This window comes from Kordia antarctica, assembly GCF_009901525.1.
In the GTDB taxonomy this organism is placed as follows: domain Bacteria; phylum Bacteroidota; class Bacteroidia; order Flavobacteriales; family Flavobacteriaceae; genus Kordia; species Kordia antarctica.
Window position 1 is genome coordinate 3703249 of record NZ_CP019288.1, and the last position, 16201, is coordinate 3719449.

Sequence of the window (16201 nt, forward strand, 5' to 3'; positions counted from 1 at the left end):
TGGTTTTTAAATTGAATTTTTATAATTTGATGATTAATTTTTCTTTCTTCTTTGTATTCCATTTAATTGAAAAAGACAACGTTTTAGTATGTTTGTTCCAATCAAATTTGACACGCTTTCCACGAAATTTTACCTTTCTAGGTTTCTTGTTGATATTGTGAACAAACACATCAATTTTTTTATTACTTGTTGAATAATTTATACCAGTTTCAGCTTCTAGCTCAATCTCAAGTTTACTTTTCTCAAACTCACTTTCAAATTCGAGTAATTCGTAGTTTCCTTTTTCGTACGCGTTTGACAACAATCCATTGTCATTATAAAGTTTTCGTTCACTTTCGTGAATACGCTCATCGTGATAATAATGCAAATCGAATGTATTTTGATCATAATTAGCAGTCGTTTGCATCGGTTTTGCCATCGGAATAAACGCACCACCACGAACGTACACAGGAATCAAATTTTCTTGAGTAGCGACCATTTTTGTTTGTCCACCAAGTACTTTTTCATCCGTATAAAAGTCAAACCAAACAGCATCTTTCGGAAAATACACTTCTTTAGTTTGAACACTATCTTTTACAATTGGCGTCACCAAAAAATCATTTCCCCATAAATAGGTAGAAGCGTTTGTGTACAAGGCTTTAGTATCAGTTTCTTCAAAAAATAACGGACGCATTAACGGTGTTCCTTTTTGATTATTTTCAAAAGCAATCGTATAATTATAAGGCAATAATTTATATCGCAATTCAATAGCTTGTTTAGCTAATTTTTTCGCTCTTGCGGAACGAAAAACTGGTTCACTCGGAACTTCTTCTTGCGCATGTGGTCTGTAAATTGGTTGAAAAACGCCGTATTGCAACCAACGTACATATAACTTATCGTCCAAATTCGCGCCAGCAAAACCACCTAAATCCGAATGCATATAACCCAGACCTTGCATTGCCATTTGCAACGCAATTTCCGGCTGCGATTGCAATCCGCCCCAAGTTCTATTCACATCGCCCGACCACGGAATCAATCCGTAGCGTTGCGAACCCGAATAACCTGCGCGCATTAAAATAAAAGGGCGTGTTTCAGGGAAATCTCGGTCGTAACCTTCTTTAACCAATCGCGCCCAATCGTGTCCGTAAATATTATGTTTTTCGTTGGCTGTTCCTGTGTGATGCAATAGTTTTTCTGGATGAACTTCTGGTTCGCCCAAATCTCCCCAAACGCCAGCAACACCAAGATCAGCAAGGTCTTTATAAATACTCCAAAACCATTTTTCTCCTTTCGGATTGTAAATATCGATCAAGCCAGTATTTCCAAAATAAAAATCATATTTAAATGGATTTCCAACAGAATCTTTCGCTAAAACTCCTAAGTTTGAAGCTTCATACCAACGATTAGAAGTCGTCAATACAAAAGGTTCTGTGATGAAAATTGTTTTCACACCTTGATCGTTAAAATCTTTGATCATTTGTTTTGCGTCAGGAAATGAATCTTTATAGATTTCTAAATTTCCCATCGTTCCTTTAATGTCTTTTCCAAACCAATACAAGTCCAAAATCACAGCATCCACAGGAATTTTTTCATCTTTAAATGCTTTAATAGTTGCTTCGGTTTCTGCTTGTGAATGATACCCAAATCGACTCGCAAAATTTCCAAATGCCCAACGTGGTGGCAACGGTTGTTTTCCTGTCAAATCGGTATAATTATCGATCACATCAATCCAAGAATCGCCAGCAATCACTTGATACGTTTTACGTCCCGAAATAGTTTCGTACGTAAGTGTATTATCTTTTTTACTGTCTAAATCTAAAAAACCAATCGGTGCATTGTCAAAATGAATCATATACATATTTGAAGAAAGTACAATTGGCAAGGTGAAATTCATCAATTCCGAACGTGTTTCGTATCCGTAATGTGCTCTATTATACAATTTCAAACGATTTCCACGACGATTCATTCCCAACGCTCGTGCGCCGCCGCCATACAAAATTTCATCTTTGGTGAGATTGAACTGAATTGCTTCGCCATTTTCAATCTTTTGATACCCGTTTTTCTCAGAAATGATCGGTTTTCCTTTATAACTATATGAAATTTGAAAAGGAGATTTTGTAATCGTTGCCGAAATTCCCGCTGTTGAGAATCGAATTGTTGTTGCATCTTTACTATACGTAGTTGTTGGAATTGTTGGTTGCATCACAACAGCATGAGAATCTTTATTTTCGTCTTGATTTTTTGGAACAAATGTCGTTTCAATAATTTCTGTGTTGTATGCTTTTAATGTATAGATTCCTTCTGTAACTTGAATCATTATCGAAGCTGATTCTTCATCATAAGAAAAACCTTGAAAAACTCGAGTCGCGTTTTGTGCAACTGAAAACTGCGAAAAAAGGAGTGAAACAATAAGTAATTTAAATATTTTCATTGCGTATAAACTTTTAATGCCCATTAGGAGCTTTTAATAGAAATGTAAACGGAATATGCAATCGTTTTTGCCAAGAAATTTCCGAATGATCGGCACCTTCAAACACTAAATTTTTATAATTTTCACTTGTATATCCTTTCTTCCTAAAAATTACATCAATCTTTTCTGCATATTGTATATAATGCTGATCCAACGTTTTTGTTCCGTAATCAAAATAGAATTTGTGCGTTGCTGGCGAAGGTAAATTTTCTTCCATATACTCAAAAATTGCTGTCGGAAACGGATTGTCTTCTACTGGCATCATTCCAATCCAATGCGTGGAAAGACAGGCTGTGCCACCAAAAATTTCTGGATATTCACAAATGGCGTACATCGAAATTAATCCGCCCATGCTAGAACCTGCAATAAACGTATGTTCACGCTCAGTTTTGGTTGCGAAAGTTTGGTCAATGTACGGTTTCAGTTCTTCCGTAAGGAATTTTAGATAATCATCTCCATTAAATTCCAAGCTAAAATTGTTCTTTTTTGAAGTTGCTCTAATTTCCTCTTGTGTGGTTGCATTCATATAGCCAAATGCTTTCTGCGGAAAATAATCTTGCCAACGCAATCCAGGAGCACTATATATTGCAACGACGATAAAATCGTGCACTTTTCCTTCGTTCATTAACTTTGCAGCGGTTTCGTCTATTTTCCATTCTTGGTTGTTCCAAGTCGTAGTTGCATCAAACAAATTTTGTCCGTCGTGCATGTACACTACATTGTATTTTTTTGTTGCTGAATAATTTGTAGGTAACCAAACCTCAACAGTTCTAGGTTTCACGTAGTTTGATGGAAAATCAACAGCGCGCATGAGTTTTCCGCTTGCTAATTTGGCAGTTGTAACTTCTTTCATCATAGGTTTTAAATCAATATTTTTTTGCTGAATATTTTCCGAAAATAACCACAGAATTGCTTCTTCAAATTCCGATCGCCAAAAAGCTTCACTATGTGTGCCATTTGGTGCAAACTTAGAATTTAGATTCGTTTTTGAGAAATTATTTGTTTCTAATATATGGATAATTTTTTGCATATCAATCACCATGTTTCCACCTTCTTTTTCGCCCATTACATAATATAATTTGGAATTTTTCGCTTTCGCGATGCGACTCTTGGTAAACGGAATAATTTTATCAGAAAACCAAAACGATGGCGAGAAAATGCCCGCTTTTCCAAACACATTCGGATATTGAAAAACGGCATACTGTGAGATCAATCCGCCCATAGAACTTCCCATAATTGCGGTATTTTTTGAATCAGATTTTGTTCTATATTTCTTGTCAATTGCTGGTTTTAGTGTATTTGCGATGAAATCTACATATTGTTTTCCTTCTGATTTCCCGAATTCTTTGTTTTCCCAAGCAGTATATTCTTGCATGCGGTTTTCACTATTATCAATGGCAATAACAATAAGATCTAAACCGTGAGTTTGATGCAGTTTATTTAGCGTTTCATCAACTTCCCATTCACCTGAATATGAAGTTGCTTTATCAAACACATTTTGTCCGTCATGCATGTATAAAACTGGATAGGATTTTGTGGAAGCTTCATAATTTGGAGGCAAATAGACAGAAATTTTGCGAGTACGATTCAGTTGTGGAATGTTGAAATTTTCCTCGAAGGTTTCTACATTTGGTTGTTTTGTAGAAATTCCTTGCGCTGTTTTTTGGCTTGCCCAATTTTGAACGGCAAATGTAACGGTTTCTGATATCTCGGAAAACGTATAACTTCTATTCTCCATCATTTCTCCGTTTAGGTCTGTTTCCACGGAATCCCAATTTCCTAAGGTAAATTTGAAGTTGATGGTTTTTTGCTGTTTCGGAAGTGTAATGCTATATGTTTTGTCTTTTCGTTCTAGTTTGAACTCCGTTTTTCCGCCAGACCAACCTTCAAAATCACCAGAAATGTAAATGTCTTTATTGAAATCGTGATCGGGAGGTAATGTATTAATGACAATAGTTGCAACCTTTGTTGTCGCTGCTTTTTTTTCCGTTTTGCACGAAAAGAAAAGGAATGCAATGAGTATGATGGTGAAATTTGTTTTCATGATATTTTTTTGTCATTCCTGCGCAAGCGAGAATCTATTTTGTTATACTATATTTTAGTTTTAAAGTACTTCTCGATACAATTTTTCGTGCCTCAAAATCACTCGAAGTGACGTTTTGGTAAAAACAGTATTGAGACGCGTTTCATAATGTCAGTTCGAGCGCAGTCGAGAACACTTTTGAAACAAGAATGGTCAAATTAACTTATCTCAATACTAATATCTCAATTCTCAATACTATTTATTTCGTTGTCAATATAATACTTCCTTTTTCTTTCAATACAATCACATCATTCCACGTAAATTTCTCTCCTGTAATGATGTTTGTCAACGTTTTTCCTTTCAAATTTAGTTCTGCATAACGCTTTAAGTCAATCGTAATTTCTTTTTCATTTTTGTTGATAATATGCACAACGGTTTCATCGCCCAAAGTTCTAAACAAGAAATATGTTCCCATAAATGGTGCAAAATGTGTTGTTTTTCCATCGTGAATTGCCTTGCTATTTTTGCGAAAGTTCAATAGTTTTTTCAGATACGTTTGCATGTCTTTTTGTGCTGCTGTCAAACCTTTTCCTGTAAATGCATTTATGGAATCATCTTGCCAACCGCCAGGAAAATCGGTTCTGATTAATCCGTGATCGCCCGGTTTTGCAAAATCGTTCATCAAGATTTCTGTTCCGTAATAAATTTGCGGAATTCTTGGCAACACCAATTGATAACTCAATGCCATTTTCGTATTCGCAATATCTCCGTCGAATTGTGTAAAAATTCGACTCATATCATGATTATCGGAAAATATAAACATGTCTTTTGGACTTGCGTAATGAAAATCGTTTGCCAAACCTTCATAGATTTTTACCAAGCCTTTGTCCCAAGATTCTTTTTCGGTGAAGGCTTCTACCGTTTTGCGTTGCATGGCAAAATCCATCGTAGATTTCAGATTACTTTCGTAACCATCTTTATTTTTTGCGCCTTTTTGCCAATAACCAATGAGCAACGGATTGTAACTCCATTCTTCGCCAACAATGGAAAAATTAGGATATTCCGTCATAATTGCGCCTGCCCAATTGCTCATAAATTCCTTGTCAGGATATGGATAGGTATCTTGTCGAATACCGCTTAAACCAAGTGATTCAATCCACCAAATACTGTTTTGAATAATGTATGTTGCCATAAATGGATTTTGCTGATTCAAATCGGGCATGGATTCTACAAACCAACCATTTGCCATTCCTTTTTTGTCACTTTCAGAAGCATACATATCTTGATTGGAAGTTCGTCTGTGATTTGAAAAGGTTGTTTTTTCACCATTTTCAAATTCGGTTTGATAGTTTACCCAATTATTAAAAGGCAAATCTTTCATCCACCAATGTTCCAATCCGCAATGATTTGCCACTTGATCCATGATGAGTTTCATGCCACGCTCGTTAGACTTGTCTGCCAATTCTTTGTATTCCGTAAACGTTCCAAAACGTGGATCAACTTGGTAATAATCTGTAATTGCGTAGCCGTGATACGAACCGCGTTTCATATCGTTTGTAAGTAACGGACACGACCAAATTGCCGTAAAACCTAAATCATCTATATAGTTTAGATTGTTTGTAATTCCTTTGATATCGCCGCCGTGTCGCGCATAATCGTCTTTACGATTTACATTGGTTTCGAGTAAGTTTTTGAATGTGTCATTTTCGGGTTTCGCATTTGCAAAACGATCTGGAGTGATTAAGTAGATTGCATCCGAACTGTTGAATCCTTCAAACGCTTCCGCAGATTTTACTCGTTGCTTCAGTTCATATGTTTGTGTTAGCTTTTTGCCGTTTTTGAATTTAAATTCGATATTAAATTTTCCAGGTTTTATGTTTTTTGAAATATCTAAATCAATAAATAAGTAGTTTATACTTTCGCCTTTTGTTATTTTTTCAATGGTAATTCCTTCCTGTGAAATAGTTGCAGAAGCTTTTGAAATGTCAGGGTGTTTTACAAGAAGTTGCAGTTTGTTGTTTTTAAAACCTGTCCACCAATGTGGAGGTTCTATGCGCTCAATGTCGTTTTTTATTTCTGTTACTTCTGTAGATGAAATTTTGGTTGAGTCAATAGTTGTTTTGTCTTCTTTTGTGTTGCAAGAGAAGAGAAACGTAAGTAGTGTAACTAAGATGATTTTTTTCATCGAATTTTTATTAGATCATACATTTTCTTTTATAAGAGCATCTCGACTGCGCTCGATGTGACATGAAAATCAATTAAAGTGACGTTTCTGCATCGTCAGATCGAGTGGAAAATGTGATCACATTTTTAGTATCGAGATCCAATTTGGCACTCAATACTAATATCTAATTACTCACTACTGTTACAAGAAACACTTAGTTTCAAAGTACTTCTCGATACTAAATTTTTCCAAAATTTCACTCGAAGTGACGTTTCTGCTAGTTATAAACTCTTTACGTCAGATCGAGTGAAAAATGTGATCACATTTTTTGTATCGAGATCCAATTTGGCACTCAATACTAAAATCTCACTACTCACTACTATTTTCTAGTCCTGATTGCAGCGGCATCCTTTTTTTGTTTCGCCTTAAGGCAAAAAAAGATATAGCGGAAAGCAGGAAATAACTCCTTATTATTTTTAAGATACAGTGACCAAATTGTTTGGTGTAACTGCTACTTTTATTCCATCTACGAGAATGACTAAGTCGTTTCCCTTTTCGAGTTCGAACGTAGTTCCATCGTGTGTGACATTTATTTTGAGTATGTGATTTCTAAAGTTTACTTTGAATGAATATCCTTTCCATTGCCACGGAATTCGCGGTTCAAACGAAAGTGTATCATTTTTAATGCGCATTCCGCCAAATCCTTCTACAATACTCATCCAAGTTCCTGCCATGGACGTAATGTGTAAACCTTCTTCGACTTCTTTGTTGTAATCGTCCAAATCGAGTCGCGATGTTCTAAGATAGAACGTATACGCCATGTCCATTTTGTCCAATTTTGCTGCTTGAATGCTGTGAACACAAGGCGAAAGTGATGATTCGTGAACCGTAAATGGTTCGTAGAAATCGAAGTGCTTTTCGAGTTCTTGCGTGGTAAAATGATCTTCAAAGAAGTAGAAACCTTGTAGCGTATCTGCTTGTTTGATGTACGGTGAACGTAAGATGCGATCCCAACTCCATTTTTGATTGATTGGACGTTGTTTTTGGTCTAAATCGGCAACACTTACCAAGTCTTTGTCAAGGAAACCATCTTGTTGTAAGTACACGCCATATTCTTCGCTACGTGGAAAATACATGTTTTCCGCAACTTCCATCCACGAAGATATTTCTTGATCGGAGAGTCGCACTTTTTGCATGATTCGCTCGTAATCTGAAGCGTATTCTTGTTTTACTTTTTGAATGTTTTCTTGTGCAAATTTGATACACCATTGCGCAATATAGTTTGTGTACCAATTGTTATTGACGTTGTTTTCGTATTCGTTTGGACCTGTAACGCCGAGAATTACATATTTGTCTTTTGCTGTAGAAAATGTTGCTCTTTGATGCCAAAAACGCGCAATTCCGATCATGACTTCTAAGCCCATTTCTGGAATGTAACTGTAATCGCCAGTGTAACGCGTGTAGTTGAAAATGGCAAACGCAATGGCGCCATTTCGGTGAATTTCTTCAAAGGTAATTTCCCATTCGTTGTGACATTCTTCGCCATTCATCGTTACCATTGGATATAATGCCGCACCATTGTTAAACCCAAGTTTTTCAGCATTTTCAATGGCTTTTTCTAAGTGATTGTAACGATATTGTAATAAGTTCCGAGCTACTTGCTGATCTTTCGTTGTCATGTAAAACGGAATGCAATACGCTTCCGTGTCCCAATAGGTACTTCCGCCATATTTTTCGCCTGTGAATCCTTTTGGACCAATGTTGAGTCGAGAATCTTTTCCGAGATATGTTTGATTTAGTTGAAAGATATTGAACCGAATTCCTTGTTGCGCTTTTACATCACCTTCAATGGTAATGTCTGCCATTTCCCAAATTTTTGCCCACGCTTCTTTTTGATTTTGTAAAAGTGTATCAAATCCTAAAGAAGTTGCGTTTTGCAATGCTTTTTTAGCGGCAGCAATTAGTTCGTTTTTGTTATGATTTGAGCAAACTGTATATCCTCCATATTTGTAAATCGTGAATGTTTCATTTGGGTTGACTTCTTGCGAATAGTGAAATGCAATTTCTGTTGATTTTTCAGAAACATTCGTTGGTAAGTGTAACGATTCTCCATCGAGTTTTAATTCCGTTTGCATGAATGTACATGCGTGGAAATCTGTTTTCAACGTTTTTGCAACGATGAATGCTTGATTTCCAGCTGCTTTTATTTGAATGGTTTCCCAGAATTTTTCTTCCCAGTTGGTATCTTCGTTTTCGATTCCTGCATCTAAATACGGCAAATATTTTATAGTTGCATTATTATTAATTGGTTTGATGCTGTATGCAATTGCACCAACTTCGTCAATATCTAAACTTAGAAATCGTTTGGAAGCAACTTCTATTTGAATGTCGTTTTGTAAGGTTGTCGTAAACGTACGCTCGTACCAACCTTCTTTCATGTTGAGTTCGCGACGGAATTCTTCCACTTTTTTACAAGCGTTTAAATCTAAAACTTCATCGTTGATTGTGACTTTGATTCCGATCCAATTTGGCGCATTTAGTACTTTTGCAAAGTATTCAGGATAGCCATTTTTCCACCAACCAACTCTTGTTTTGTCTGGATAGTAAACGCCTGCAATGTAACTTCCTTGAAATGTTGCGCCAGTGTAGTTTTCTTCAAAATTAGCACGTTGTCCCATAGCGCCGTTTCCGATACTGAAGAGACTTTCGGACGATTTGACACTTTCGGGATCAAATCCTTCTTCGATGATGGACCAATTGTCTGGCTGTATATAATTCTGATTCATTTTTTTAAAGATGTGAGATATTAGATGTTAGAATTGAGATCGCTGTGCGTTCTTTTTTCTGTTATCTATTTATTAATTCGTCTATAAAACTAGTTTGTATTTCGGTAAAATCATTGAAGATATAATCTGCATGACCGAGTGTTTCTTTGGAACCAATTCCGATAGAAATCATTCCTGCGGCATTTGCGGCAGTTACGCCCGCAACAGCATCTTCAAATACAATACAATCCGATGGTTTTATGTTTAGTTGTTTTGCAGCAAGTAAGAATACTTCGGGATCGGGTTTTGCTTTGCTGACATTGTTTCCATCAGCAATGGCTTGAAAATTTTCGAATAGGTTTACCTTTTGTAAAATTGTCCGTGCGTTTTTACTTGCTGATCCGAGTGCAATTCCTTGCTGTTTTTCTTGTAAATAGTTGAGTATTTTTGGGACATCGGGAAGTATTTCTCCTTCGTCCATTTGTGCAATGTGCGATAAGTAGTTTTCGTTTTTCTCTGCCATGTATTTTTCAAACGCTTCTTCGGAGAGTGTTTTGTTTCCCCAACCGAGTATAATTTCTAGGGAACGGACTCTACTAACTCCTTTGAGTTGTTCGTTTTGTGTAAGCGTGATGTCAAAACCTAGTTCGTTGGCAAGTTGTTTCCACGATAGGTAATGGTATTTTGCAGTATCAACAATGACACCATCTAAATCGAATATAAATCCTTTTGTATTCATGATATGTTATGCTTCTTCTGTTTGGTAACTAATTGCGTTTTTGTCGGTAATTAAGAAATTACACAATCCAGCAATTATTAGACTGACTCCAGCTAAAACCATTGCATTGATTGCACCTTCGCCAAAAAGTCCTGAGATAAAGTTGATTCCGCCCAAAGCGGCAATAATTTGAGGAATTACAATGAACATATTGAAGATTCCCATGATAACGCCCATTTTCTTCGGATCAACCGCACTTGACAACATAGCATACGGCATGGAAAGAATACTTCCCCAAGCAAAACCTATAAGTGTGAAACTGATGAAAAGATAATCGGGAGAAGGAACAAAATACATAAAGATGAATCCGATTCCACCAAGAATTAAGGAAGCCATGTGAATAAATTTTCTGTTGATTCTTCTTCTAGATGTGTACAGAACCAATATTAATGCAAAAACCATAGACGATAATCCGTAGGTTCCCATGTAATAACCGACTAAGTTGGATGATTTTTGAAATTTATCATTATTCGTCCAATACCATACTTTTTGATCTTGAAAAGAACTCGCATTGCTTTCTAAGTATGTTAATTTTTCAGCTTCACCTTTTAAAGAAGAGTACGTAGTTAAAATTTCTTTAGATACATCCGCATTAGCAATTAAAGTGTCTTTGATCGCATTTTTTACAAATATGCTGTCTTTTGCGGCAATTGCTAAGAAATCACGTGTATTTTGTTTTTTGAAAGCATCATTTTTTTCCGCCTGTGCGTATACTTCTTCTGTTGGATTAGGATTTTTGAATACATGCTCCGTTAACGCAGGATTTGCCATACTCCACATCGTAAAGAAAGCAAACCAACTAAAAAATTGAATGACACCTAAACGTTTCATTGTTGTTGGCATGCTACCAATATTTTCAATAATATCTGGAATGAATCTGTTTTTTTGTTTTTTCTCTCTTTCAAATTCTTCCATGTCTTCCGGAGGATATTCTGAGGTCGTAAAAATGGTATATAATATACTAACTAAGAATATGAAGGCTCCAATAGCAAACGCTACTTTTACGGACATAGGAACAACTCCTGTTGCGGCGGCATCACTGACACCAAGTTCGGAAATCATCCAAGGTAAGTTACTCGCAACCCAAGTTCCAATACCAATGATAAGTGTTTGCACAACAAAACCATACGATCGTTGTGATTCAGGTAATTTATCAGCTACTAATGCTCTAAATGGTTCCATTGAAACATTAATAGAAGCATCAAGAATCCAAAGGAAACCTGCTGCCATCCATAATGTTGGCGAATGTGGCACAAAGAACAACGCGAGCGAACTCAAAATGGCTCCAATAAGGAAATAAGGTCTTCTTCTTCCTAATCTGGAATGCCAAGTGCGATCACTGAGATATCCAATAATTGGTTGTACAATTAAGCCTGTTAAAGGAGCAGCAATCCATAACATTGGAATGTCGTCTTTAGCAGCACCGAGAGTTTGAAATATTCTAGACATGAATCCGCCTTGTAAGGCAAACCCAAATTGTATTCCTAAGAAACCGAAACTCATGTTCCAAATTTCCCAAAAACTTAACGTACGCTTTTTCATTATCGTAAAGTAATTAGTTAGTACTACGATAAGCGCTATGACTTATCAAAACTTACTTTTATTTTGAGAGATAAAAATATAAGTCTTGATTTTTATGCTGTAAATATAATAGTTTTTTTGAAACGGATGCCATTAAATTGAGAATCTGGTAAAAATTTCCTTTAAAAAATTAATAATTTGATACCTGAAAATTACCAAATTATCGTGTAGTATCTCGCTCTATTAATGTGGTGTTTATGACTTCCGTATGGTATTTATCTTCTTCTACGAGTTCTTCTAATTTGTCGATTAACATGTTAGCAGATTTTTCGCCCATTTCAACGCCATGTTGACTTATAGTGCTTAATGAAGGAATGGAATGTTTTGATAAAACGCCATCTGTAAAGGCAATAATTGAGATATCATCAGGGATTTTATAGCCTTTGTTCAACGCTATTTTCATTGCGGTAATTGCGTAGAGTTCGTTTACGGCAAAAATTCCGTCAATAGATTTTTCTTTTTCAAGCAATGCAGAAATTTCTTTTTCCAACATTTCAATTTCTACATCTTTGTCTTCATTTTCTTCTACTTTGATTATTAAAGAAGATTTTGGAGATATTTTATGTTCTTCTAATGCTTCTAAATAGCCTTGTGTCCTCAGTTTCCCGACGTTTACATAATCTTTTGTAGTGATAAGCGCGATGTTTTTGCAACCAGTTTCAATCAGTTTTGCGACTGCTTTTTTGGAACCGAGTTTGTCATCGACCACAACTTTATCACAGGCAATTTCGTTCACAACTCTATCAAACATTACAATTGGCATTCCTTGATTGATGGTTTCATAAAAGTGATGATAATCTTGTAAAAGCAAGGTTTCTTTGGCAACCGACAAGATAAATCCGTCAATACTTCCGTTGGCAAGCATTTCAATGTTAATTACTTCTTTGTTAAAAGATTCGTTAGACAATCCAATAATTACATTGTAACCTCTACTGTTGGCTACTTTTTCAATACCACTTATGACTTTAGAGAAAAAGTGATGTACAATTTCAGGAATAATAATTCCAATTGTTTTTGTACACTTATTTTTCAGGCTTAGCGCGATATTATTTGGACGGTAATTATAGAGTTTTGCAAAAGCCTGAACTTTGGTTCTAGTGTCCAAACTTATTTCTTTACTATTTCGCAATGCTTTCGAAACCGTTGAGACAGAAACATCTAATTCGCGTGCAATTTGTTTAAGAGTTACTTTTCGTTTCATAAAGGTTCAATTATAAGATCAATAATTAAGACTGCAAATTTATTTTTTTTGTTAAAAATACAGTGTTTTAATTAGATAAAACTCAATGTTTATAAAAGTTGTCAACACGAAAACGTTTGCGTAAAATCAAAAGTTGTTACTATATTTTGATTTGCTTAAAATTTACATAGTTTTATCATCGAGAGGTAAAAATATAAAGTATTTAAATTAAAAAGATTACGTAAATTAACAACAGATTGTTATAAAATGTTTAAAAAACACGTGATTTTTACGACAATTTTGAAAACGAAAAATTAAACAAATGAAGAAAATGCAAAAATTTATTTTGTTTTTGGCTTTTTTGATTCCACTTGGAATGCTTGCCCAAACAAATGTGACAGGTGTTGTTACTGAAAAATCAACAGGAACTCCATTGTTAGGAGTGAATGTGATTATTAAGGGAACAGCCACTGGAGCCACAACCGACTTTGACGGGAAATACCAGTTAAAGGTTGACAATGGACAAACGATGGTGTTTACCTATGTAGGCTATAAAAGTCAAGAGATTTTATATAGTGGACAAGCTAGTGTGAATGTAGCACTAGATGAAGACGCATCTACACTTGATGAAGTTATCGTCGTTGGATACGGTTCTGCCGTAAAGAAAGACGTAACAGGTTCGGTAGAATCCGTAACATCAGATGACTTTAATAGTGGAGCTATTGTATCGCCAGAACAATTAATTTCGGGTAAAACTGCCGGAGTACAAGTAACGCCACCAAGTGGAGCGCCAGGTTCTGGTTCTGCCATTAAGATTAGAGGTGGAGTTTCTTCGTTATCTGCAAGTTCAAGTCCGTTAATTGTGGTTGATGGAGTTCCATTAGATCAAGGAAATAGCGGATTAAACTACATCAACGCAAACGATATTGAATCATTTACAGTATTAAAAGATGCTTCTGCAGCTTCTATTTATGGTTCGAGAGCAACTGGTGGAGTTATTTTAATTACTACAAAGACAGGAAAATCAGGTCAGCCAATTAACATTAATGTAAATCATTATACGTCTGTTGGAAACAATTTTAATGAAGTTGATGTATTATCAGCTACACAATTTAGAGATTTGGTAAATGCAAACGGAAACGTAGGTCAAATTTCTCAATTAGGAAATACAGCTACTGATTGGCAAGACGAGATTTACAGAGGTTCATTAACTGCCGATACAAACGTAACGGTTTCTGGCGGATTTGATAATTCTAATTATAGAGCTTCTATCGGATATGTAACGCAAGAAGGAACCTTAAGAAATTCTAAAGTAGGTCGTTGGACAGGTTCTGTAAAGTTCATTCAACGTTTATTAGATGATGATTTAAAAATTGAAGTAAATGCATTAGGTGCTTTAATTGAAGATACATTTGCAAACACAGGTGCCATTGGCGCAGCCGTTTCTTTTGATCCGACACAATCTATATTTGACCCAACAAGTCCTTTTGGTGGCTACACGGAAAATGTAAATAATGATGGAACTATAAACACGATTGCTGTTCGAAATCCTATCGGTTTGTTAGAACAAAATAGCAACGTTGCTGATAGTAAAAGAAGCACAGGAAGTTTAAAAATTGACTACACATTACCTTTCTTCAGAGATATCAAACTAACCGCAATTGGTGGTTATGACTATTTTGAAGTAGAAGGAAACACAAGTATTCCTGCGGAAGCAGCTTCCAACGTTAACCAACAAGGTGTAACAAGTACGTACAATACATTAAATAGAAGTAAACTTTTAGATGTATATGCAAACTACAAGAAAAACTTTGAAAGTATCAAAACTACGGTAAATGTAACGGCAGGACATTCGTTTCAACGTTTTTACAGATCAAACGGTTCTTCAAGCACAACTGGTTTAGGAGAAACAAATTCAAACAGATTTATTGGAGAAAATTCATTAGAATCATATTTTGGACGATTGAACTTAGATTACGACGGAAGATATTTATTAACATTAAATATAAGAAATGATGCGTCATCTCGTTTAAATCCTTCAGATCGTTCTGAATATTTTGGTGGAGCTTCTTTTGGTTGGAATATTATTGATGAAGGTTTCATGAAAGATTCAAAAGTATTCTCACAATTAAAATTACGTGTTGGATACGGAGAAACTGGTCAGCAAGAAATTGGACAAGACTACGCATATCTTCCACGATATACAACAGGTGACGGACGCGTACAATATCAATTTGGATATAACACAGATGGATCGCCAAGATTTGTAACAACAATTCGTCCAGAAGAATATGACGAAAACTTAAAATGGGAACGTTCTAAAACATTCAACATTGGATTAGATTTCGGATTTTTCAACGACCGATTAACAGGTTCGGTAGAAGTGTACGAACGTAAAGTAGAAGATTTATTGAACTTTATTCCAGTTCCTGCAGGTACAAACTTATCAAACGCATTATTAACGAATGTTGGTAATTTAGAAAACCAAGGTTTGGAAGTTAGCTTAAATGCTACCATTGTTGAAAATGAAAATTTCTCATGGAACACAAACTTCAATATTTCTTTCTTTGAGAATGAAATTACAAAACTATTCTTAACAGATAACACAGATTCTCCAGGTGTTTTAACTGGTGGAATTTCAGGTGGAGTTGGAAATACGATTCAAATCAACTCGGTTGGTGATGAAGTAAACTCTTTCTACGTTTTCAAACAAATATATGATGCACAAGGCGCACCAATTGAAGGCGCATACGCAGATATTAATGGAGATAATGTTGTGGATCAAGATGACAGATACAGATACAAGAGTCCAAATGCTGATGCAGTCATAGGATTTTCATCGAACATGCAATACGGAAACTTTGATTTTAGCTTTACAATGAGAGCAAGCATCGGAAACTTTGCGTATAACAACGTCGCTTCTAACACTGGAAATGTTGCCGCGCTATTTGGAGCAAACTCAATCAACAACGTGAATTCATCAATTTTAGACACAGGATTCCAAAATCCGCAACTATTCTCTGATTATTACGTTCAAGATGCTTCATTCTTAAAATTAGATAACTTAACTTTCGGATATACAATTGATAACTTATTCAAAGATGCGAGAATGAGAGTATATGTAGCAGGACAAAATCTATTCACAATTACAGATTATGATGGATTAGATCCTGAAATCAGCGGCGGAATTGATAACAATTTCTACCCAAGATCAAGAAACATATTGATGGGCTTTAATTTGAACTTATAAAAAGTAATACC

The 16201-nt window shown here is 35.6% G+C and carries 8 protein-coding genes; 1 reads left to right on the plus strand and 7 read right to left on the minus strand.

The genetic code is table 11. The features are described from left to right. Positions 1 to 19 precede the first annotated feature (19 nt). The 7 genes from IMCC3317_RS15370 to IMCC3317_RS15400 all read right to left on the minus strand — a co-directional run bounded on the left by IMCC3317_RS15370 (position 20) and on the right by IMCC3317_RS15400 (position 12961). Positions 20 to 2434, minus strand: coding sequence for a TIM-barrel domain-containing protein (locus tag IMCC3317_RS15370; RefSeq protein WP_317172551.1), 2415 nt, complete (start codon positions 2432 to 2434; stop codon positions 20 to 22). Next, entirely contained in the window at positions 2424 to 4493 is a 2070-nt protein-coding gene (locus IMCC3317_RS15375; RefSeq protein WP_160130378.1) for an alpha/beta hydrolase, read from the minus strand. Before IMCC3317_RS15375 ends, IMCC3317_RS15370 begins: the two co-directional genes overlap by 11 nt. A 238-nt stretch (positions 4494 to 4731) precedes the next feature. Then, positions 4732 to 6657: a glycoside hydrolase family 13 protein gene (locus IMCC3317_RS15380; RefSeq protein WP_160130379.1), complete on the minus strand. Its 1926-nt coding sequence runs from the start codon at positions 6655 to 6657 to the stop codon at positions 4732 to 4734. 455 nt (positions 6658 to 7112) lie between these two features. Then, positions 7113 to 9422: a glycoside hydrolase family 65 protein gene (locus tag IMCC3317_RS15385; RefSeq protein ID WP_160130380.1), complete on the minus strand. Its 2310-nt coding sequence runs from the start codon at positions 9420 to 9422 to the stop codon at positions 7113 to 7115. A 61-nt stretch (positions 9423 to 9483) separates the two neighbouring features. After that, positions 9484 to 10140, minus strand: a complete 657-nt coding sequence (pgmB, locus tag IMCC3317_RS15390) for a beta-phosphoglucomutase (protein WP_160130381.1) — start codon at positions 10138 to 10140, stop codon at positions 9484 to 9486. A 6-nt stretch (positions 10141 to 10146) separates the two neighbouring features. Continuing rightward, positions 10147 to 11721 (minus strand): MFS transporter, encoded by a 1575-nt coding sequence (locus IMCC3317_RS15395; protein ID WP_160130382.1) that lies wholly within the window; start codon positions 11719 to 11721, stop codon positions 10147 to 10149. Between the two features lie 199 nt (positions 11722 to 11920). Further along, positions 11921 to 12961 carry a LacI family DNA-binding transcriptional regulator gene (locus tag IMCC3317_RS15400; RefSeq protein ID WP_160130383.1) on the minus strand — a complete coding sequence of 347 codons (1041 nt, stop codon included), beginning with the start codon at positions 12959 to 12961 and terminating at the stop codon, positions 11921 to 11923. Between the two features lie 310 nt (positions 12962 to 13271). On the opposite strand from IMCC3317_RS15400, the gene IMCC3317_RS15405 reads away from it, so the two are divergent. Then, positions 13272 to 16190, plus strand: a complete 2919-nt coding sequence (locus IMCC3317_RS15405; protein ID WP_160130384.1) for a SusC/RagA family TonB-linked outer membrane protein — start codon at positions 13272 to 13274, stop codon at positions 16188 to 16190. Positions 16191 to 16201 lie beyond the last annotated feature (11 nt).